Genomic DNA, 19,686 nt, shown 5'->3' on the forward strand with positions numbered 1-19,686 from the left:
CCCGGCCGGAAACGCTGTTCCGGGCTGCGGGACGCCGGGGCCGCGGCGGGCCCGGGACCTAGAGTGACGCCATGAAACCGGTCGAACAGCGCGGCGCGTACGCCGTGGGCGCCCTGCTGCTGCTGAGCCTCACCGGCTGCGTGCTGGGCACCGGCGGGCCGCGCCCGGCGCCGTCGAGCCCCGCCCCCGAGCCCTCGGCCGCCCTGGATCTGGCGGGGGAGTGGCGGTCGTTCGAGGTCGGCGGGTCGGCGCCCGAGGGTGCGGCCCGCGAGATCATGATCGCCGTCGAGCCGGCCGCCTCCCCGTCGCCGGGAACCGCGGTGCTGCGGGCGTCCTACGGTGGCTGCCCCGCCGTCTGGGTGACCAGCTACACCCTCGACCAGGGCCGGCTGATGCTGGGCCCGGCCGCGCCGCTGCCGGCGCTGGGTTGCCTCGAGCCGCAGAGCTCGGGGGCCGGTTGGCTGGCCGGCTTCCTTTCGAACCGTCCGGCGGTCGAACTCGCCGACGGGATCCTCACGCTGTCCGGCGGCCCCAGCACGGTGCGGGCCCGCCGCTCCTAGCCGGCGAGCCACCCCCGGGGCCCGGGCTCGGGGTCACCAACTCACGTGGAGCGGGCGACCCTCCTCGTAACCGGAGCGGGACTGGACGCCCACGGTGGCGCGGGCGTGGAAGTCGGGCAGCGTCCTGGCCCCGGCGTAGGTGCAGGAGGAGCGGACGCCCGACGTGATGAAGTCCATCAGGTCCTCCACCCCCGGGCGCGCAGGGTCCAGGTACATCCGCGAGGACGAGATACCCTCCTCGAACAGCGAGGCGCGGGCGCGCTCGAAGAACGCCTGCTCCTTGGTGCGGGCGCGGACGGCGCGGGCCGAGGCCATCCCGAACGACTCCTTGTAGGCGCGGCCATCGGCGTCCCGCATGAGCGGGGAGGTCGACTCGTGCGTCCCGGCGAACCAGGAGCCCACCATGACGGCACCGGCGCCGGCGGCCAGGGCCAGCGCCACGTCGCGCGGGTGCCGCACGCCGCCGTCGGCCCAGATCGCCTTGCCGAGGTCCGCTGCGGCTGCCGCGCAGTCCAGCACGGCGGAGAACTGGGGGCGGCCCACGCCGGTCTGCATCCGGGTGGTGCACATCGCGCCGGGACCGACCCCGACCTTGACGATGTCGGCGCCGGCCTCGATGAGGTCGACGGTGCCCTCGGCGGTCACGATGTTGCCGCCGACGAGCGGCACGCGGACGCCGGTCCGGTCGGCGTGCGCGTCCCGGACGGCCCGCACGCTGCGCAGGGTCTCGAGCATGCGGTCCTGGTGCCCGTGGGCGGTGTCCATGACCAGGACGTCCGCGCCGGCCTCCAGCAGCGTCGTGGCGCGCCGCTCCGTCTCCCCGGAGATCCCGACGGCGGCGCCGATCTTGAGGCGGCCGTCGGCGTCCAGCGCGGGCGCATACAGAGCGGAGCGCATGGCCCCCTTGAGCGTGAGGACGCCCACCAGCTGCCCGGAGGCGTCCACCGCGATCGCGATCTTGCGGCGCTGCTCGGTGAGCAGGTCGAAGACCTCCTGCGGCGCGGAAGTGTCGGACACGATCGTGAGGTCGGTGGTCATCACCTCGTGGACCGGCACGAAGCGGTCCACGCCCGCGGCGTCCGAGGCGGCGACGAGCCCGACCGGGGCGCCGGCGTCCAGCACGACGGCGACGCCGTGGGCCCGCTTGGGGATCAGCGGCAGGGCGTCGGCGACGACCGTGTCCGGCGTCACGCGGATCGGGGTGTCGAACGTGACGTGGGCGGCCTTCACGCGGGCGATGGCCTCGGCGGTCGCGGCGGGGGAGAGGTCCTGGGGCACGATCGAGATCGCGCCGCGGCGGGCGACCGTCTCGGCCATCCTGCGTCCGGAGATCGCGGTCATGTTGGCGACCACGAGGGGCGTGGGCAGCGCCAGGCCGTCGGTCGACGTCAGGTCGACGTCCATCCGCGACCGGATGGAGGAGCGGGTCGGCGACATGAACACGTCGTCGTAGGTCAGGTCATGGTCGGGCTTGCCCGTCGTGAAACGCACGGGGGCCATCGTAGCCCGCGGTGTCGCGTCTGGCCCCCTGGGGCCCGCGCAGCCCCCTCGGGTGGTCTGGGGGCCCCCAGCACGCCCCTTGGCCGGCGCAGGCCGCTGGACGGCCCCTCACGCGCCCTCAGGGCCCCAGGCCGTCGCCCAGGGGCCGGCCGCCCCCGCGGCCTGGTCCTCGTCCGGTGGGGACGCAGAGGGGCGGCGACCCGAACCGGATCGCCGCCCCTCGTGGGTGCTGCTAGACGAGCTGCCTGGGCTCGTCGGACGCGCCTTCGTCCTCCAGGGCGGGGGAGTGGTCCTCCTCCTCGTGGTGGGACGCCTCGGCGATCTCCTCGCGCGTCGGCTTGGCGATGTCGTCGCCGGAGTACCAGCGCGACAGGCGGGCGCGGAGCCCGCTGACAGCGTCCGGGTTCTTCAGCTTCACGCCGTGCTCGTCGTGGGTCGGCGTCGGCTCCAGCGGCGTGAACTGCTGGTGCTGGGTGAGCGTGAAGGCCTCGTCGTTCGAGATCGGCGCGTGCGGCTCGGAGAAGCCACCCGTCGGGCTCTGGACGATGATGCCGGACTCCGAGCCGTGCAGGACGCGCTCGCGGTCGGCGCGCTGCAGCGACAGGCAGATCCGCTTGGTGATGATGAACGCGATCACCGGCCCGACGAACACCGCGATCCGGAGGAACCAGGTCACCGCGTTCAGCGAGATGTGGAACGTGGTGGCGATGATGTCGTTGCCGCCGCCGGCCCACAGCAGGCCGTAGAACGTCATGCCGGCCACGCCGAGCCCGGTGCGGGTCGGGGCGTTGCGGGGACGATCCAGCAGGTGGTGCTCACGCTTGTCGCCCGTGATCCACGCCTCCACGAACGGCCACAGGGCCAGGGAGGTGTAGAAGATGCCCATCAGGACGGCGAACGGCAGGAAGATGTTCCACGACCAGGTGGTCGGGCCCCAGTGGGACTCGATGCCGGGCATGATGCGGACCGCGCCCTCGACCCAACCCATGTACCAGTCCGGCTGCGAACCGGCGGTGACCTGGGCGGGGTTGTACGGGCCGTACATCCAGACCTGGTTGATCGACATCGTCGCGCCCATGAGGATCAGGACGCCGAACACGATGAAGAAGAAGCCGCCGGCCTTGGCCATGTAGACCGGGAACAGCGGGTAGCCGACCACGTTCTTCTCGGTGCGGCCCGGGCCGGGGAACTGGGTGTGCTTGTGGTAGACGAGCAGCGTCATGTGCGCGCCGATCAGGGCCAGCAGGATCGCCGGCACCAGCAGGATGTGCGCCATGTAGAAGCGGGCGATGATCGCGCCGCCCGGGTACTCGCCGTCGAACACGAAGAACTGCACCCAGGTGCCGATGACCGGCACCGACAGGATCGCGCCCTCGGTGAAGCGGAGGCCCGTGCCGGACAGCAGATCGTCGGGCAGCGAGTAGCCGGTCATGCCGGCGATCATCGACAGCGACAGCAGCACGACGCCGATGAGCCAGTTCAGCTCACGCGGCTTGCGGTACGCGCCGGTGAAGAAGATGCGCAGCATGTGCACCGTCATGGCGGCCATGAACAGGATCGCCGCCCAGTGGTGGATCTGCCGGACCAGCAGGCCGCCGCGGACGTCGAAGCTGATCTGCAGCGTCGACTCGAACGCCTCCGACATCTGGAGGCCCCGCATGAGCTGGTAGGTGCCCTCGTACTCGACCTCGGCCATCGACGGCTTGAACCAGATCGTCAGGAACAGGCCGGTGATGAGCAGAACGATGAACGAGTACAGCGCGATCTCGCCCAGCAGGAAGGACCAGTGGTCGGGGAAGACCTTGCGCAGCGCGGCCTTGCCGATCTTCGCGATGCCGACGCGCTCGTCGAGCCAGTCGGCGGGGGCGCCCAGCGTCTTGACGCCGTCGCTCTCGTCGGGACGTTGGGTCTCGAAGACCTCTCCGGTCTCGGGTGAAATGTCAGCGGGCCTCGCCATTACCGGTCACCCTCCTTGAAGTCGTTGCGGGAGTCGCGCTCGAAGAAGCTCGGGCCGACCGGGACCGTGAAGTCGCTCTGGGCGATCAGGTAGCCCTGGCCGTCCACCTTGAGCGGCAGCTGCGGCAGGGCTCGGGCCGCGGGCCCGAACACCACGACGCCGGAGTCGCCCAGGTCGAACGTGCTCTGGTGGCAGGGGCAGAGCAGGTGATGCGTCTGCTGCTCCCACAGGGAGATCGGGCAACCCACGTGGGTGCAGATCTTGCTGTAGGCCAGGATGCCGCCCACCTGCCAGTCCTTGCGGGACTCGGGGATCTTGATGGAGTTGGGGTCCATCCGCACCACGATGAGGGCCGTCTTGGCCTTCATGTTCTGGTACTCCACACCGTGCAGGTCGCGCAGGTTCTCGGGCTCGGCGTTGATCAGCTGGCCGATCTCGATGTCGGCGGCCTTCAGCGGCACCCAGTTGGTGTCGTTGACGACGCGGACGCCCTCGGCCCACAGCGTGTACTCGAGCGTCTTCTTGCGGAGGTCGGCGGTCGGCCAGGGGCCGAGGTCGGCCAGGGTCACCAGGGCGGGGACCGCCATGATGCCCAGCGCGCCGCCGAACGAGGCGAGGATGAGGCCGCGGCGCTTCACGCCCGCGTCCGCCACGCCGGCGTTGAGGACCTCGACGAAGCCCTCCTTCTCGGCGTCGGTGGAGTGCACGGGGTGGCGCTCCTCGGCGATCTCGGTGTCGGTCATCAGCTGGCGGGCCCAGTGGATCGCCCCGATGCCGATGAGCAGCACCGCCAGGCCGGCGGTGAGGCCGAGCAGGGTGGTCTGGACGTTCCAGTTCACGCCCAGCAGGTGGGCCGACGCGTCGCGGGGGACCGCGAAGTAGACGACGACGAACGCGATCGCGAAGACCGGGACGAGGGCGAACGCGGTGACGACCTGCAGGTACGCCCGCCGCCCGAGCGCCGGATCGGAATCCGTGTAGCGCTCGACGTGCTCCTCGATGCCGGGATCGGCGACCGGGAAGTGGGGGTCACCCGGCTCGCGCCGGGCCAGGGTGGACTGATCGTGCGTCATTTCGCGCGCGCTCCTCGAGAAGTGATCCAGACGGCGAACAGGCACAGGCCGCCGATGCCGATGATCCAGCCGAACAGGCCCTCGGTGACCGGGCCGAGCCCGCCGAGCGAGAAGCCGGCGCTCGGCTGGTCCTCGATGCCCTTGAGGTAGCCGATGATCGAGGCGAGGTCCTCGTCCGGGATGGCGCCCTCGGCGAACACGGGCATCTGCTGCGGGCCGGTGCGGACCGCCTCGTAGATGTGCAGCGGCTCGACGCCGTGCAGCGAGGGGGCGTACTTGCCGTTGGGCAGCGCGCCGCCGTTCGCGGCCGCCTGGTGGCACGCGGAGCAGTTGGTGCGGAACAGTTCGCCGCCGCGGGCGATCTGCTCGTCGGTCAGCGTCGAGTAGTCGTACTGCGACGACTTCGGGACGGCCGGGCCGGGGCCCAGCGACGCGACGTAGGCGGAGAGCTTGCCGATCTCCTCGGCGGTGTAGGTGTTCACCTTGCGGGGCGCCTGCTCACCGGGGCGGGCCATCGGCATCCGGCCGGTGCTCACCTGGAAGTCCACGGAGGCGGCCCCGACGCCGATGAGCGAGGGGCCCTGGGAGGTCCCCTCACCGTTCAGGCCGTGGCAGGAGGAGCAGGTCACCTGGAACAGGGCCTTGCCCTCGGCGACCTGCGCCGACGTGCCGGTGTCGGCGGCCACCTGGGCCGACGGCATCAGGGCCGCGTAGAGCGAGCCCAGCAGCACGAGGGCGAGGACGAGCGAGAGTGGACGCGCCGCCTTGTTTCGCCTTCTTGGGGTTCCCGATCGCATGAATGCGCCTTTCGAAGTCGTGACGGACGGGTCAGCGGACGATGTAGATCACGAAGAACAGGATGATCCACACGATGTCCACGAAGTGCCAGTAGTACGAGGCCACGATCGCGCTCACGCGCTGCTCGTGGGTGAAGGTGCGGGCCACGTACGTCCGGCCGAGCATGAAGATGAACAGCAGCAGGCCGCCCAGGACGTGCAGGCCGTGGAAGCCCGTCGCGAGGAAGAAGGCCGAGGTGTAGGCGTTGGTCTGGAGCGTGAAGCCCTCCGAGACGAGCAGGGCGTACTCGTAGGCCTGGCCGCCGAGGAAGACGGCGCCCATCACGAAGGTGAGGATGTACCACTCGCGCATGCCCCACTTGGCGGGGTTGAGGATGCTGCCGGTGCGGGAGACGAAGCCCCGCTCGGCGCGGTAGACGCCGATCTGGCAGGTGACCGACGACAGCACCAGGATCGTGGTGTTGATGAGGGAGAACCACGGCAGGTTGATCCCGAAGAGTTCCTGCATGAAGTGGGAACTGCCCCACTGCCACATGGTCTCCTCACCCGGCGCGGCCATCGCGGTGGTGGCGTTGCGGAGGTTGAAGTACGCGGCGAAGAGCGCAGCGAAGAACATCAGCTCGCTCGCCAGCCAGATGACCGTCCCGACCGCCAACGCGTCGGGACGCCCCTTCACGCCGATCAGGCGTGCGGGCGCCACCGGGTGAAGGGCGCCGTGAGGGACGACGGGGACCGCACTCGACTTCGATGTATTCGCCACGGGCGTCATTATTACCTGTTCACACTGTTGGGGTCACGTCGGGAACCCGGCCTGCGGACAAAAGATGAACGTTCGTGACCTCGCAGGGGTTGACGGACGCCGCAGGACCGCCCCGGAGCCCGGATGCGCGGACGCAGCGGGTGGGCGATAGCATGGCACCCGATCCACGTGGAAAGAGTGAGGACGCGATGAGCGAAGAGGCAACCGCCGCCAAGGCCACCATCCTGATCTACTCCGACGACCGCAGCGTCCGTGATGCGATCAAGGTGGCGATGGGTCGACGCGTGGCCGCCGACCTGCCCGAGATCTCCGTCGTGGAGTGTGCGACCTACCAGGCCGCGATCAAGACCCTCGACGCGGGCGGCATCGATCTGGTCATCGCCGACGGCGAGGCCGCGCCCCTGGGCGGCATGGGCCTGTGCCGCCAGGCCAAGGACGAGATCGCGAACTGCCCGCCGGTGCTGCTGCTGGTGCAGCGCGTCGCCGACGCGTGGCTGGCCACGTGGTCGCGCGCCGACGCCGTGGTGCCCTACCCGATCGACCCGGTGCGTCTCCCGACCCCGGTGGCCGAGTTGCTGCGCGAGCGCCTCGGCAAGCGGGCGACGGTGTCGTGAGCCAGACCTGGCCCGACCTCCTCACCGGTCTGGTGACCGGACACGACCTGGATCCCGCCGACACGGCGTGGGCCATGAACGAGATCCTCGCCGGCGCCGCGTCGCCCGCGCAGATCGCCGGCTTCATGGTGGCGCTGCAGGCGAAGGGCGTCACGCCCGGCGAGCTGACCGGCCTCGTCTCGGGCATGCTCGACAACGCCCGCCCGATCTCGCTGCCCAGCACCGAGGCCGTCGACATCGTCGGGACCGGCGGCGACCGCGCCAACACGGTCAACGTGTCGACGATGGCGGCCATCACCGCCGCCGCGGCCGGAGCCAAGGTCGTCAAGCACGGCAACCGGGCCGCGTCCTCGGCGTGCGGCACGGCGGACTGCCTCGAAGCGCTCGGCGTCGTGCTGGACCTCGACCCCGCGGTGCAGGCGCAGGTCTTCGACGAGGTCGGCATCGTCTTCCTGTTCGCGGCCCACTACCACCCGTCGCTGCGGCACGCCGCCGTCGCGCGGCGCGAGCTGGGGATCCGCACGGTCTTCAACTTCCTGGGCCCGCTGGCCAACCCGGCCCGCCCGTCCGCGCAGGCCATCGGCGTCGCCGACCCCGTGATGGCGCGGAACGTGGCCGACGTGGTCGCCGGACGCGGCCACCGCGGGCTCGTGTTCCACGGCGGAGACGGCCTGGACGAGCTCACCACCACGACGGACAGCCGCGTGTGGGTGATCGCGGACGGCCGCAGCGTCGAGACCACCCTCGACCCGCTCGACCTGGGTATCCAGCGGGCGCAGAAGGCCGACCTGGTGGGCGGGGATCCCGCGCACAACGCGCAGGTGGCGCGGGACGCCTTCGCGGGCAACCCCGGCCCCGTGCGCGACATCGTGGCGTTGAACGCCGCCGCAGCCCTGCTGGCGTTCGAGGGCCCCGACCCCGACGCGCCCCTGGCCGCGCAACTGCAGCCCCGGCTGGAGCGGGCGGCGCGGGCGCTCGACGACGGCGCGGCCACCGACCTGCTGCAGCGCTGGGTGGCGACCACCCAGCGCGTCGCGCGCTGAGCGACTCCGCGCCGGATACGACGGCGCCCGCACGCGGGTGTTCCCTCGCTCGCTGAATCGCCCCTGGTGGCCGTGCGTCGCCGGCGCTGGGCCGGCCTGCTGGGCGCAGCGTTCCGATCCGCCGGCTCAGCCGCCCGGGAGCAGGAGGGCCGCGAACGCCCCCGCGAGCAGCCCCGGGCCGTAGGCGAACCCGCCGGTGCGCCCCGACAGCCGCACCAGCACGCCGGTCAGCGCCCCCGCCACGGTTCCGGCCAGCAGCGCGGTGAGCGCCAGGGGCGGTGAGGTGCAGGCGGTGACTGCCCCGATCGTCGCGGCGAGCCGCACGTCGCCGTAGCCGAGCGCGCCGGTCAGGCGCCACGCGAGGTGGAAGAAGGCCCCCACCCCCAGGGCGCCGAGGACGGCCGCGATCGGTGGCGTCCACGACCCCTGCGCCACGCCCGCAACCACCGCTCCCGCCGCGGCCACCGCCCCGCCCACGAGCGAGAGCCGCCGCGGCAGCCACGTGGTGCGGGCGTCGATCGCACACGCCAGGACGTTGACCGTGCTCAGCGACGCCCACGCGAGCCACAGCGCCGGCGGGGTCGAGAGCCAGGCAACCGCGGTGGCCAGCGCCGCGAGCGCGCCGACCGAGACCGCGAACCCGTGCGTCCCCAGAGCGGCGTAGGGCGGCTTGTGGGCCGCCGGGCCGTCGGGCGGTTCGGGCAGCCGCGCCAGGACCGGGCGGGTCAGCGCGCCGGCGGCGAGCCCCGCCAGGAGGCAGCACGCCACCACCAGGAGCGGCGGGAGCGCGAGCGGGATGCCGGGGGCGGGCATGGGGTGAGCCTAGGCCGCCCGCGTCTCGTGCGGCACCCTGGTCCGGTCGACGGCCTCGGCCAGCGCGCGCGCCAGCAGCGCCTCCACGGCCGTCACGCCGGCCACCCGCCCGTCGAGCACCGCCCCCAACCGCTCGGGCGACCAACGCAGCGCGCCCGCCACGAGGGCGGGGCGGGCGCCGTCCAGCAGCGCCGCGGCGAGGCGCCGCGCCGTCGGCTCGGCCGGGCAGGCGACCCGCCGCAGCCCGGCCAGGGCATCGGGGGAGACCTCCCACAGCCGCACGGCGGTGGGCCGCGGGATGCGGCGCAGCGTGCGGCCGCGGCGCCCGTGCAGCAGGGCGTCCGCGTGGCGCACGCTCAGGCCGGCGTACAGCGCCACGACCTGCCACGGCAGCCCGGTGGTGGCGCACAGGTGGCGCAGGTGGGAGCGGAACGGCGCCGCATCGACCCACGCATCGGCGCAGGCGGGGTCGCGGGTGGGGCGAGGGGAGTGCAGGGGGTGGTCATGCGGGATCCTTTCGCGCGCGTTCACCCAGGAAGGCCTCCCGAGGGACCCGATTGTGAGATGAGCCGCGCCCCGAATGAAACGGTGGGGTCGCCGTCCACCCGGCTGCCGGCGTGCGCAGGGGTCGCCGCCCACCCGGGCGGAGCAGGTGCCCGGCATGCGAAGGGGGCGTGACCACCAGACCGGCGCAGCTGCGGGCATGCGAAGGGGGCGTGACCACTCGCGTGGTCACGCCCCCTGGTGCGTGGTGCTGAGCCCGACCGCTAGCGCTGGGCCTTGGTGAAGCCCGCGGCGGTGGCCGCGTCCTCACTGGCGAACCAGACATCGGCGATGGTGCGCTCGTAGCCCCCGTTGCCGGGGACGTGGAACTTCATCGAACGCTCGTTGCCCTTGATGCTGAAGCCCTCCGGCGGCTCGGTTCCGACGTAGGAACCCTCCCCGTAAGGGCTACCCGCGAAAGGGGCAGCATCACCCTCGGCGGCATCCTTGGCGTCGGAGGCCTTGGCCTTGGCGCTGTCGGCGCCCTTCTTCAGCGCGTCCTTGGCGTCCTCCACGGCGTCCTTGGCGTCGGCCTTGGCGTCGTCGAGCTTGTCGGCCGCGTCCTCGGCGATGTCGGCGGCCTTCGCCTTGACGGCGTCCACCTTGTCGCCCGCGTCGTCGATCCACTCCGCGGCGGCGTCCTTGACCTCCTCGCCCTTCTTCGTCAGGTCATCGACGAGGTTCTGGGTCGAGGTCGGGACGTAGGGCGAGCTGGGCTCGTGGGCCTGCCAGCCGGAGTCGCTCGGCGCGAGGAACTTGCGGATCGCCACGATGACGCCGGCCAGCAGGCCGGTGGCCAAAAGGACCTGACCGAACGTCTTCCAGCCCGACTTCTTCTTCTTGGGCGCGGGGACCGACGGCAGTTCGACCTTCGCCAGGTCGTCCGCGGCGTTGTGGAGCATGTCGCTCACGGCGGGGATGAAGTTGTGCTGCACCTTGTCCCGCGCGCTGTCGACGGCGGGGGCGAGACGGGCGTAGGCCTCGTCGATCGCCGGGGACACCTTGCTCAGCGCCTCATCGAGCTTGGGCTGCACGGCGTCGACGGCGTCGGCGGCGAACTTGGCGCCCTTCTTCTTGGCGTCCTTGGCGAGCGGGGTCAGATAGTCCTGAGCCTGCTGCAGGTACGCGCTCGCCTGCGCGAGGGCGTCCTTGCCGAGGTCCTGGGCGGCGTGGGTGGTGTCACCGACGACGCTCTCGAGGTTCTTCCGTTTCCTCACGGTCTTTCCTCCTGATGGTTGGGTTCGCGTGATCGCGTACCGCCACCGTACCCAAGGCGTCCGGCCGCGCACAGGGCCCGCGGCGAGGTCGCGACCCCGGGCCGACCCCGAGGCGCGACCCCGGTGGCGGATTCGGTACCGTGGTGGGGTAGCGCCCGGGCGAGGACCGGGCGATCCGCAGCGAAAGGAACCAACGTGGCCAAGCAGGCAACGCTCCACACCAACCACGGCGACATCACGCTCAACCTCTTCGACGAGCAGGCGCCCAAGACCGTCGCCAACTTCGTGGGGCTCGCCGACGGCACCAAGGAGTACCGCGACCCGGAGACCGGGGCGGCGACGACCGGCAAGTTCTACGACGGGCTGACCTTCCACCGCGTCATCGACGGCTTCATGATCCAGGGCGGCTGCCCGCTGGGCACCGGCACGGGGGACCCCGGCTACAAGTTCGGCGACGAGTTCCACCCCGACCTGTCCTTCAACCGTCCCTACCTGCTCGCCATGGCGAACGCGGGCCCCGGCACCAACGGGTCGCAGTTCTTCATCACGGTGGTGCCGACCCCGCACCTGAACTTCCGCCACACCATCTTCGGCGAGGTCGCCGATCAGGCCGGCCGTGACGTCGTGGACGCCATCGCGACGGTCCGCACGGGCTTCGGCGACCGCCCCGCCGAGCCGGTGGTGATCGAGTCGGTGGACATCACCGAGGCCTGAGCACAAGCTCTCAGCACGCGGGGGTCGGCGTTCCGCCGGCCCCCGTCGTCGTCCCCGGAGCTACTCGCCCAGGGAGAACGCGGCCTCCAGGTCGTGGGTGGAGTAGGCGCGGAACGCCAGATGGGTCTGGGTGCCGGTCACGCCGGGCACCTTGTTGATCCCGCCCGTGACCACGTCGGCGATCCGCTCGATCTCGCGGGTGCGCACCAGCGCGATCAGGTCCATGTCGCCGGTGACGGAGTACACCTCGGTCACCTCCGGCATCGCCGCGACCCGGTCGGCCACCTCGCTGACCTGGTCGACCTGCGTGGTGATGAAGACGATCGCGGTGTTCATGGGCCCACCCTAGCGACGCGGGCCGGCGTCGTCGGGCTTCCCGCGCCACCCGGCGCCAGGTGCGCTCCCGGGTGGGGTGCCCGCCGCCCACGGCGAGTGGGGAGCCTGCGGTGCCCGCGTCCCGGCACGGCCCGGCGCTGCCCGACCTCGCGGCGTCCGCGTCCGGCAGGGCCCGACGCGGCGGCCGCTCCCTGCCGTCACGTCGACGGCGGCGAGGCGGCCGGCCCCAGCGCGAGGCGGGGCAGATCGTCCTCGGCGATCGTGCCGTGCAGGGGCCAGCCCCATTCGCCGTCGACGTCGATCAGCCGGACGCCGGGCGTCTCGAGCCACGCCGCGACGCGCTCGGTCTCCTCGATCGTGGCCGCGGGCAGCCCCGGGACGGGACGCTCCACCTGCTCCGCGGCCGCCACGGCGTCCCGGGCCACCCCGGGCACGCTCTCGCCCGGCCGGGCCCGGGTGGCCGCGGCGAGGCGGCCGTACCGGATGACGTGCACCTCCCAGCCGGGCTCGGCGCGGCGCACGGCGACGAGTTGCGCGCAGCCGGCCAGCGCGCCGATCCGTCGGGCGCGGGTCGAGGCGCGGACGAAGGTCCGCAGCCGGGCGGTGAGCCGCTCCGCCTCCTCGAACCGTTCCTGCTCGACGAGGCGGGCCAGGCGCGCGCGGGGCGCGCGGACGACGGCCCGGACGTCGATCGTCAGGCCGTCGCGCACGGCGTCGGTGACGTGGTTGTACTCGGCCCGCCCCACCGAGCCGTCGCAGGGTGCCAGGCACTTGCCCAGGTCACCCAGGGCGCAGCGGCTGCCGAGCCGCCGCTCCGACAGGCGCCCGGTGCACTGCCGGATCGGGAAGGCCTCGTAGAGGGCGAGCATCGCCTGCTCGGCCGTCCGCCGGCGCGAGAACGGGCCGAAGTAGCTGGCCCCGTCGTCGGCGACGCGGCGCACCAGGGACAGCCGGGGGAACGGCTCGACGGTGAGCTTGATCCATTGCTGGCGCTCGGGGAACTTCGACCGGCGGTTGTAGCGGGGGGCGTGGGCCGCGATGAGCCGCAGCTCGAGCACCTCGGCCTCCAGGGGTGTGCGGCACACCGTCGTCTCCACGCCGGTGGCGATGCGCACCATCTCCTCCATGCGCGGGCGCTTCTCGGCCGCGGTGAAGTAGCTGCCGACCCGCGCGCGCAGGTTGACGCTCTTGCCCACGTACAGCACCTGACGCCGGACGGTTCCGTCCCGGTCGGGGAGGTCGGCCACGAACCGGTACACCCCGGGTTCGGCGGGCACGTCCTTGGCCCAGGTGCGCTTGGCGCGGCGCTCGGGTGAGACGCCGCGGGTGAACTCCAGCAGGTCCTCGACCGTCGAGACGCCGAGGTTCCCGACGCGCTCGAGCAGCTTGTGCAGCACCTCGACGGTGGCGCGGGCGTCGGTGAGCGCCCGGTGGTTGGGCGGCTCGGCCACCCGGAAGTGCCGTGCGAGCGTGGCCAGCTTGACGTTGGGCACCTCGTCGCGGGTCAGGACGCCGCGGGCGAGCGCCACCGTGTCGACGACCCCGAACCCGGGCCAGGCCAGCTCCTGGGCGGCGCAGGCGCGCTTGAGGAACCCGACGTCGAAGCCCGCGTTGTGTGCCACCAGCACCGCGCCGCGGGCGAACTCCAGGAACGGCGGAACGACCTGGTCGACGCGTGGCGCGTCGGCGACCATCGCGTCGGTGATCCCGGTCAGCACCGAGACGAGCGGGGGGATGTGCGCGTGCGGGTTGACCAGCGTCTGGAACTCGCCCTCGACCTCGCCGCCGCACACCCGCACCGCGCCGACCTCGGTGATGCTCGCGTCGGCGCCCGCGCCCGTCGTCTCCAGGTCGACCACCACGAACGGTGTCGTGGCCAGGGGGCGACCCAGGTCCTCGAAACTCGGTTGCAGCGCTGTCGACGTCATGGGCGGGACGCTAGGCGGCGGCTCCGACACTTCGGTCCCGTACGCCGGGACGATGCGGCTTCGGGCCGGCGGGCGGCGACGCTGCCGAGCGGAGCCGTCCCGGCCCGGGGAGGGGTGCGGGCCGGCGCGGGGCGTGCCGGGGTGTCCTCCGCCGCCCGCGGGTGCCCAGGCACCTGGTGCCGGTTCCGACGGTCCGCCGTGGCGCCGAGGCCCGCTGCGGGCGCATCTCCCGCGCCCGGCCACAGGTTTTGTCGGTGGGCGCTGTCAGGGTGGCGGCATGGACACGATGCTTGTGGATTGCGTCGGCTGCACGGCCCGCGGGCCCGCGTGCAGCGACTGCGTGGTCTCGGTCCTCCTGGGCGTCCCCGAACAGGACGCCCCGGAGATCGCCGGGCTGGCCGACGACGAGCGCAGCGCGCTCGAGGCCATGGCGGCCGGCGGCCTGCTGCCGCCCCTGCGGCTCGCCCGTCCGGTCGTGCCGCTCGCCCCGCCGCGGAGGTGGCGGCGCGGCGCGTGAGATGTCCCAGCGGTTGCTGGGGCAGGGCGTCGTGCGGGGCGGTAGCGTCGGCGCCGTGACGGGTGTGGGGCGACGGGCGGTGCTGCTCGGCGGGGCGGCGCTGCTGGCGGGGTGCGCCGCGGGGCCCGGCGTGGCGCCCGCGCAGCCAGGAGGACGCTCCCCGGCACCCACCGGTGTCGCGCCGGCGCCCACGGGCCCCCGAACGCCGCCGGACGCCTCCGCGCCGCCCGCCGCGGAGCTGAGGTCGGCGACGGTGGCCGAGATGGCCGCGCTCGCGGACCGGCTCAACGGCGCGGTCGCCGCCCGCGACCCGGACGTCTTCGCCGCGGCGTTCGGCCCCGGGGCGACGGGCCGGGCGGGCGTGCTGTACGGCAACGCGCTCGCGCTCGGCGGGTGGCGCGCCGAGGCGGGCGACGGCGTCCTGGTCGTGCGGACGCGCGTCGCGCAGGAGCCCGCGACGACCACCCCGACGCCGACCAGCGGCTGGGCGAGCGCGGCCCTGGTCCCCGCGGTGGACGCCCAGGGGCGCGTGGCGGCGCTCGCCGACCGGGCCGGGGACCACCCGGTGGTCTGGACGAGCGCGCCCGTCCGCGTGCTGACCGAGGGGCGGGTCGCGCTCGTCTCCGCCGAGTCACGCGCGGCCGCGGCAGCGCCCTGGCTCGCCGCCGCCGCGGACGCCGCGGCGCGGCTGGCACCCCTGGACTTCAGCGCGTGGCGCGCCGCGCCCTGGGACGGCTCGCTGACCGCGGAACTCCCCGCGGACCTGCTCCAGTTCGGCGAGGACGCGGGCGTCGGCGCCTACGTCCGCCTCCGCGGCCCCGACGAGGAGCCGCGCATCGTGTGCAGCCCCGCCGAACGGCCCGGCCTGGACGAGCAGGGACGCCGCGAGCTCCTGGCGCACGAGGCGGTCCACGCCGTCACCCGCTCGCCGGGCCGGGCGGCGCCGTTGTGGGCGATCGAGGGCTACGCCGAGCGGATCGCGGAGCGGGTCCACCCCGCGCTGGCGGCCCGCAACGAGGCCGAGCTCCGGGCGGCCTCGGCCGACGGGCTGCCCTCGGACGCCGACCTGCGCACGGGCGCGGCCGCGGCGTACCCGCGCTCCGCGGCGGCGGTGCGCGCCGCGGAGGAGCGCTGGGGGAGGCGCGGGTCGCGGCCTGGTTCGCGGACTGGGCGGGTGCCGCGCCGCCGCCGGCCGAGGCGTTCGCCGCCGAGCTCAGCGGCGCGCTGTCTCGGCTTCGACGCGCTGCATGAACGCCACCGAGGCGGCGAAGACCGTGGCGGCGTCGTGGTCCATGGTCGCCACGTGGTAGCTGTTGGGCAGGATCACCTCGGTGATGTCGTCGCTGGAGACGAGCCGCACCACCGCGTCCGAGGACGAGGCGGGCACCACGTGGTCCACCGCCGAGCGGAACAGGATGATGGGGCAGGTCACCAGGTCCAGGCAGGACCGCACGTCGGCCCACAGCTTGTGCAGTTCGTGCACCGCGGCGATGGGCGTGACGTCGTAGCCGCCCTCGTCCACCCCCTCCTTGCGGATGTCGTTCGCGATCGAGTCGACCTTGCGGACCACGTGCTTGAGCACGCCCGCGAACCGCGCCAGGGGGTCCACGGCCCCGAGCGCGGGATTCACGAGCATGAGCCCGGCGACGTCGGGATGCTGCTCGGCCAGTCGCAGGGCCAGGCTGCCGCCCATGGACAGCCCCGCCACGAACACCGTGTCGCAGGTCTCGCGCAGGGCGGCGTACGCCGCGTCCACGTGGTCGTACCAGTCGCGCCACGCGGTGACGTTCAGCTCCTGCCACGAGGTGCCGTGACCGGGCAGCCGCGGCAGCGAGACGGTGTAGCCGGCGTCGGCCAGATGGTGCGCCCATTCGATCAGGGACGCCGGCGTCCCGGTGAACCCGTGGCACAACAGGACGCCGACGTGCCCGCCGTCGGCGTGGAAGGGCCGGGCGTGCTCGGGGATCGTCATGGCGTCATCGTAGGCGCTGCGCCCACTAGGCTGGCGCGTCAGGAGGTTCGCCTGACATGAGCTGGTACGAGTTTTTCAAGGTGCCGTTCCGCGCCTTCGCGCGGGTCGGTTACGGCGCGCGTGCGGTGGGGGAGGACAACATCCCCGCGAGCGGCCCCGTCATCCTGGCGGGCAACCACATCGGTGCGGCCGACACCTTCGTCATGCCGGCGCTCATCAAGCGCAAGGTGACGTTCCCGGCCAAGGCAGAGATGTTCACCGGCGCGGGCGGCCCGGTCAACAAGCTCATCGCCTGGTTCCTCAAGGCGGTCGGCCAGGTGCCGCTGGACCGCTCCGGCGGCCGCGCCTCGGCCGACGGCCTGGGTCCGATCCTGGAGGTGCTCGAGGAGGGCGGCGTCGCGGGGATCTTCCCCGAGGGCACGCGCTCGCCGGACGGCCGCCTCTACAAGGGCAAGACCGGCGTGGCGCGGCTCGCGCTGGCCTCGGGTGCGCCGGTGATCCCCGTCGCGTCCCGGAACTCCCAGTTCACCGGCAAGAAGCTGGGCATCCCGTGGGCCGACCACCCCGTCATCACCTACGGCAAGCCGCTCGACTTCTCCGCGTTCGCCTGGGGCGTCAACGACCGCGCCGTGCTGCGCTGGGTCACCGACGAGATCATGGCGGCGATCCAGCAGTTGACCGGGCAGGTCTACGTGGACGCCTACGCCACCTCGATCAAGTACGGCGGCATGACCGAGGAGGAGGCGCAGCGCCGCACGAAGTCGCGCCCCGGCGGGGGGCCGGCGCCCCTGCCGCCCGTCGCCCCCGACGAGCCGACCGCCCCCGACGGCGCCGACGCGGGAACCGACCCGGAGGCCGCGCCGGGCGAGGCGTCCTGACCCGACGGACCGCGCCGCGACGCCGCCGCGTCCTACCGGTCGGCTCCGGGGCGGAACGTTGAATCCGGTCGCGTATCCTGTGCCGGTGCCCACGACGATTCCCACGCTGACGGACCTGCACGCGCGCGGAGCGGCCCAGCAGCCGACCTATCCCGACGCTGCGGCGCTCGAGGCGGCCGTCGCCGAACTGCGCCAGCGCCCGCCGCTGGTGTTCGCCGGCGAGGCGGACGAGCTGAAGGCCCGCATCGCGGACGTCGCGGCCGGCCGCGCGTTCCTGCTGCAGGCCGGCGACTGCGCCGAGACCTTCGGGAACGTGACGGCCACGAACATCCGCAACTCGCTGCGCGTCCAGCTGTCGATGGCCGTCGTGCTGCAGTACGCGTCGCAGGTGCCCGTGGTGAAGGTCGGCCGGATCGCCGGCCAGTACGCCAAGCCGCGCAGCAACGACCTGGAGACCCGCGACGGCGTCACCCTGCCCAGCTACCGCGGCGACGCGGTCAACGGGCTGGACTTCACCCCCGAGGCCCGCGTGCACGACCCGCGCCGCCTGCTCGACGTCTACAACAGCTCCGCCGCCACGCTGAACCTGGTGCGCGCCTTCGTCAACGGCGGCTTCGCCGACCTGCGCACCGTCCACAGCTGGAACGCCGACTTCGTGCGCAGCAGCAACGTGGAGGAGAAGTACACCCGCCTCAGCGAGGAGATCGAGCGCGCGATGGCGTTCATGATCGCCTGCGGCGTGAGCGACGACGCCCTGCGCACCGTCCACTTCTGGGCCTCGCACGAGGCGCTGCTCATGGAGTACGAGCACGCCCTGGCGCGCATCGACTCCCGCACCGGGACGCCGTACGGCACCTCGGGCCACCTGCTGTGGGTCGGGGAGCGCACCCGCCAACTGGACGGCGCCCACGTGGAACTGCTGGCCAGCCTCCGCAACCCGCTCGGCATCAAGATGGGCCCCTCGACCACGCCGGCGGACGCCCGCGCGCTGGTCGAGCGGCTCGACCCGGACGCCGAGCCCGGACGCCTCACCGTCATCACGCGGATGGGCGCCGGCACGGTGCGCGACGCGCTGCCCCCGCTCATCGAGGCCGTGGAGGCCACCGGCCGCAAGGTCGCGTGGGTGTGCGACCCCATGCACGGGAACACCTACGCCACCGAGCGGGGCTACAAGACCCGGTCGTTCCCGGTCATCTGGGACGAGGTCGACGGCTTCTTCGACGTGCACGCCGAGCTCGGCACCTGGCCCGGCGGCGTCCACATCGAGCTGACGGGCAACGACGTCACCGAGTGCGTCGGCGGCGTCCACGAGCTCGACGAGGCCGACCTGGCCACGCGCTACGAGACCGCCTGCGACCCGCGGCTCAACCGGGACCAGGGCATCGAGCTGGCCTTCTACCTCGCCGAGCGGCTCCGGGAGGACATCGCCCGCCGGGGCATCAACCCCGTGCAGGCGTTCGAACCGCGCGAGCTGTGATGATCGACCTGCGCTCGGACACCCTCACGCGTCCGACCGCGGCGATGCGCGCCGCCATGGCGGACGCCGCCGTCGGCGACGACGTGTACGCCGAGGACCCGACGATCGCGGAGCTGGAGTCGCGCGTCGCCGCCCTGCTCGGGCACGAGGCCGGGCTGTTCTGCGCGACCGGCTCGCTGGCCAACGTGCTCGGCGTCGCCACGCACGTGTCGGCCGGCCAGGAGGTGCTGTGCGACGCGGGCGCCCACATCGCCCGCGCCGAGATGGGGGCGCACGGCGCCCTGTCCGGCGTGACGATGCGCACGTGGGTCACCCCGGACGGCCGCGTCGACGTCGGCCAGGTCGGCTCGCTGCTCTCCCCGGACGCCGGCCCCTACCTGGTGTCGACGGCCTGCGTCGAGATCGAGAACACGCACAACTTCGGCGGCGGCACGATCCAGCCGTGGGACGACCTCGTCGCGGTGAGCTCGCTGGTGCGTGACGCCGGCGTGGGGCTGCACCTCGACGGCGCCCGGCTGTGGAACGCCCACGTCGCCACCGGCATCCCGATGGGCGACTACGGCGCGCTGTTCGACACCGTCAGCGTCTGCTTCAGCAAGGGCATGGGCGCCCCGATCGGCTCGGTGCTGGTGGGGAGCGCCGAGGCGATGGCCGCCGCGCGGGTCTACCGCAAGCGGCTGGGCGCGGGCTGGCGGCAGGCGGGGCTGCTCGCCGCGGCCTGCCTGCACGCGCTCGACCACCACATCGACCGGCTCGCCGACGACCACGCCGCCGCCCGGGCGTTCGCGGCGCCGCTGATCGCGGCGGGCCTGCCCGTGGTCGCTCCGGACACCAACATCGTGGTCGTCCCGACCGGCGACCGGCCGGCCGCGCACGTGGTCGCGGCGGCCGCCGAGCGCGGGGTGGCGCTGTCGGCGGTCGGGCGCGCGTGGTCCGCGCGGTCACCCACCTCGACGTGACGACGCCCGCCTGCGCCGACGCCGGCGC

At 73.3% G+C, this 19,686-nt stretch carries 18 protein-coding genes and 1 pseudogene; 8 read left to right on the top strand and 11 right to left on the bottom strand.

What is annotated here, in order from left to right; all coding sequences use genetic code 11:
- The first annotated feature begins 71 nt into the window (after positions 1-71).
- On the top strand, positions 72-560 hold the full coding sequence (locus G7070_RS12335) for a hypothetical protein (RefSeq protein WP_166233985.1): 489 nt from the start codon (positions 72-74) through the stop codon (positions 558-560).
- Positions 561-593: 33 nt separating this feature from the next.
- Here G7070_RS12335 and G7070_RS12340 read toward each other — a convergent pair whose 3' ends face one another.
- The 5 genes from G7070_RS12340 to ctaE form a co-directional block, all read right to left on the bottom strand.
- Positions 594-2,060: a GuaB1 family IMP dehydrogenase-related protein gene (locus G7070_RS12340; RefSeq protein ID WP_166233986.1), complete on the bottom strand. Its 1,467-nt coding sequence runs from the start codon at positions 2,058-2,060 to the stop codon at positions 594-596.
- 232 nt (positions 2,061-2,292) lie between these two features.
- The gene (gene qcrB / locus G7070_RS12345) at positions 2,293-4,017 is read right to left on the bottom strand and encodes a cytochrome bc1 complex cytochrome b subunit (RefSeq protein WP_166233987.1); all 1,725 of its coding nucleotides are present in this window, start codon (positions 4,015-4,017) and stop codon (positions 2,293-2,295) included.
- Positions 4,017-5,090: a cytochrome bc1 complex Rieske iron-sulfur subunit gene (gene qcrA / locus G7070_RS12350; protein WP_166233988.1), complete on the bottom strand. Its 1,074-nt coding sequence runs from the start codon at positions 5,088-5,090 to the stop codon at positions 4,017-4,019. Before qcrA ends, qcrB begins: the two co-directional genes overlap by 1 nt.
- Positions 5,087-5,887, bottom strand: coding sequence for a cytochrome bc1 complex diheme cytochrome c subunit (gene qcrC / locus G7070_RS12355; protein WP_166233989.1), 801 nt, complete (start codon positions 5,885-5,887; stop codon positions 5,087-5,089). The genes qcrA and qcrC overlap by 4 nt, the downstream gene beginning before the upstream one ends.
- A 31-nt stretch (positions 5,888-5,918) precedes the next feature.
- Positions 5,919-6,587, bottom strand: a complete 669-nt coding sequence (gene ctaE / locus G7070_RS12360; RefSeq protein WP_431977894.1) for an aa3-type cytochrome oxidase subunit III — start codon at positions 6,585-6,587, stop codon at positions 5,919-5,921.
- 248 nt (positions 6,588-6,835) lie between these two features.
- Here ctaE and G7070_RS12365 point away from each other — a divergent pair, with 248 nt between their 5' ends.
- Positions 6,836-7,261, top strand: coding sequence for a response regulator transcription factor (locus G7070_RS12365; RefSeq protein ID WP_166233991.1), 426 nt, complete (start codon positions 6,836-6,838; stop codon positions 7,259-7,261).
- The gene (trpD, locus tag G7070_RS12370) at positions 7,258-8,304 is read left to right on the top strand and encodes an anthranilate phosphoribosyltransferase (RefSeq protein WP_166233992.1); all 1,047 of its coding nucleotides are present in this window, start codon (positions 7,258-7,260) and stop codon (positions 8,302-8,304) included. The genes G7070_RS12365 and trpD overlap by 4 nt, the downstream gene beginning before the upstream one ends.
- 126 nt (positions 8,305-8,430) lie before the next feature.
- On the opposite strand, the gene G7070_RS12375 is transcribed toward trpD, so the two are convergent.
- The 3 genes and pseudogenes from G7070_RS12375 to G7070_RS19970 all read right to left on the bottom strand — a co-directional run.
- The gene (locus G7070_RS12375) at positions 8,431-9,117 is read right to left on the bottom strand and encodes a prepilin peptidase (protein WP_166233993.1); all 687 of its coding nucleotides are present in this window, start codon (positions 9,115-9,117) and stop codon (positions 8,431-8,433) included.
- A 9-nt stretch (positions 9,118-9,126) separates the two neighbouring features.
- The gene (locus G7070_RS12380; RefSeq protein WP_166233994.1) at positions 9,127-9,648 is read right to left on the bottom strand and encodes a hypothetical protein; all 522 of its coding nucleotides are present in this window, start codon (positions 9,646-9,648) and stop codon (positions 9,127-9,129) included.
- Between the two features lie 236 nt (positions 9,649-9,884).
- Positions 9,885-10,052, bottom strand: a pseudogene (locus G7070_RS19970) (DUF5324 family protein); the annotation flags it as partial.
- Positions 10,053-11,072: 1,020 nt separating this feature from the next.
- Here G7070_RS19970 and G7070_RS12390 point away from each other — a divergent pair.
- The gene (locus tag G7070_RS12390; protein WP_166233996.1) at positions 11,073-11,591 is read left to right on the top strand and encodes a peptidylprolyl isomerase; all 519 of its coding nucleotides are present in this window, start codon (positions 11,073-11,075) and stop codon (positions 11,589-11,591) included.
- 60 nt (positions 11,592-11,651) lie between these two features.
- Here G7070_RS12390 and G7070_RS12395 read toward each other — a convergent pair whose 3' ends face one another.
- Positions 11,652-11,927 (bottom strand): Lrp/AsnC family transcriptional regulator, encoded by a 276-nt coding sequence (locus G7070_RS12395; RefSeq protein ID WP_166233997.1) that lies wholly within the window; start codon positions 11,925-11,927, stop codon positions 11,652-11,654.
- Between the two features lie 197 nt (positions 11,928-12,124).
- Positions 12,125-13,855 carry a DEDD exonuclease domain-containing protein gene (locus tag G7070_RS12400; protein WP_166233998.1) on the bottom strand — a complete coding sequence of 577 codons (1,731 nt, stop codon included), beginning with the start codon at positions 13,853-13,855 and terminating at the stop codon, positions 12,125-12,127.
- Positions 13,856-14,132: 277 nt separating this feature from the next.
- Between G7070_RS12400 and G7070_RS12405 the strand changes: the two genes are divergently transcribed.
- Complete coding sequence (locus G7070_RS12405; RefSeq protein ID WP_166233999.1) at positions 14,133-14,372, top strand: hypothetical protein; 240 nt, start codon at positions 14,133-14,135, stop codon at positions 14,370-14,372.
- Positions 14,373-15,585: 1,213 nt separating this feature from the next.
- On the opposite strand, the gene G7070_RS12410 is transcribed toward G7070_RS12405, so the two are convergent.
- Positions 15,586-16,344, bottom strand: coding sequence for an alpha/beta hydrolase (locus G7070_RS12410; protein WP_166234000.1), 759 nt, complete (start codon positions 16,342-16,344; stop codon positions 15,586-15,588).
- Positions 16,345-16,400: 56 nt separating this feature from the next.
- Between G7070_RS12410 and G7070_RS12415 the strand changes: the two genes are divergently transcribed.
- The 3 genes from G7070_RS12415 to G7070_RS12425 all read left to right on the top strand — a co-directional run bounded on the left by G7070_RS12415 (position 16,401) and on the right by G7070_RS12425 (position 19,658).
- Entirely contained in the window at positions 16,401-17,222 is an 822-nt protein-coding gene (locus G7070_RS12415) for a lysophospholipid acyltransferase family protein (RefSeq protein WP_166234001.1), read from the top strand.
- A gap of 85 nt (positions 17,223-17,307) precedes the next feature.
- Positions 17,308-18,699 carry a class II 3-deoxy-7-phosphoheptulonate synthase gene (locus G7070_RS12420; protein ID WP_166234002.1) on the top strand — a complete coding sequence of 464 codons (1,392 nt, stop codon included), beginning with the start codon at positions 17,308-17,310 and terminating at the stop codon, positions 18,697-18,699.
- Positions 18,699-19,658 carry a threonine aldolase family protein gene (locus G7070_RS12425; protein WP_246227075.1) on the top strand — a complete coding sequence of 320 codons (960 nt, stop codon included), beginning with the start codon at positions 18,699-18,701 and terminating at the stop codon, positions 19,656-19,658. Before G7070_RS12420 ends, G7070_RS12425 begins: the two co-directional genes overlap by 1 nt.
- Positions 19,659-19,686 lie beyond the last annotated feature (28 nt).

This window comes from Propioniciclava coleopterorum, assembly GCF_011393335.1.
Taxonomy (GTDB): domain Bacteria; phylum Actinomycetota; class Actinomycetes; order Propionibacteriales; family Propionibacteriaceae; genus Propioniciclava; species Propioniciclava coleopterorum.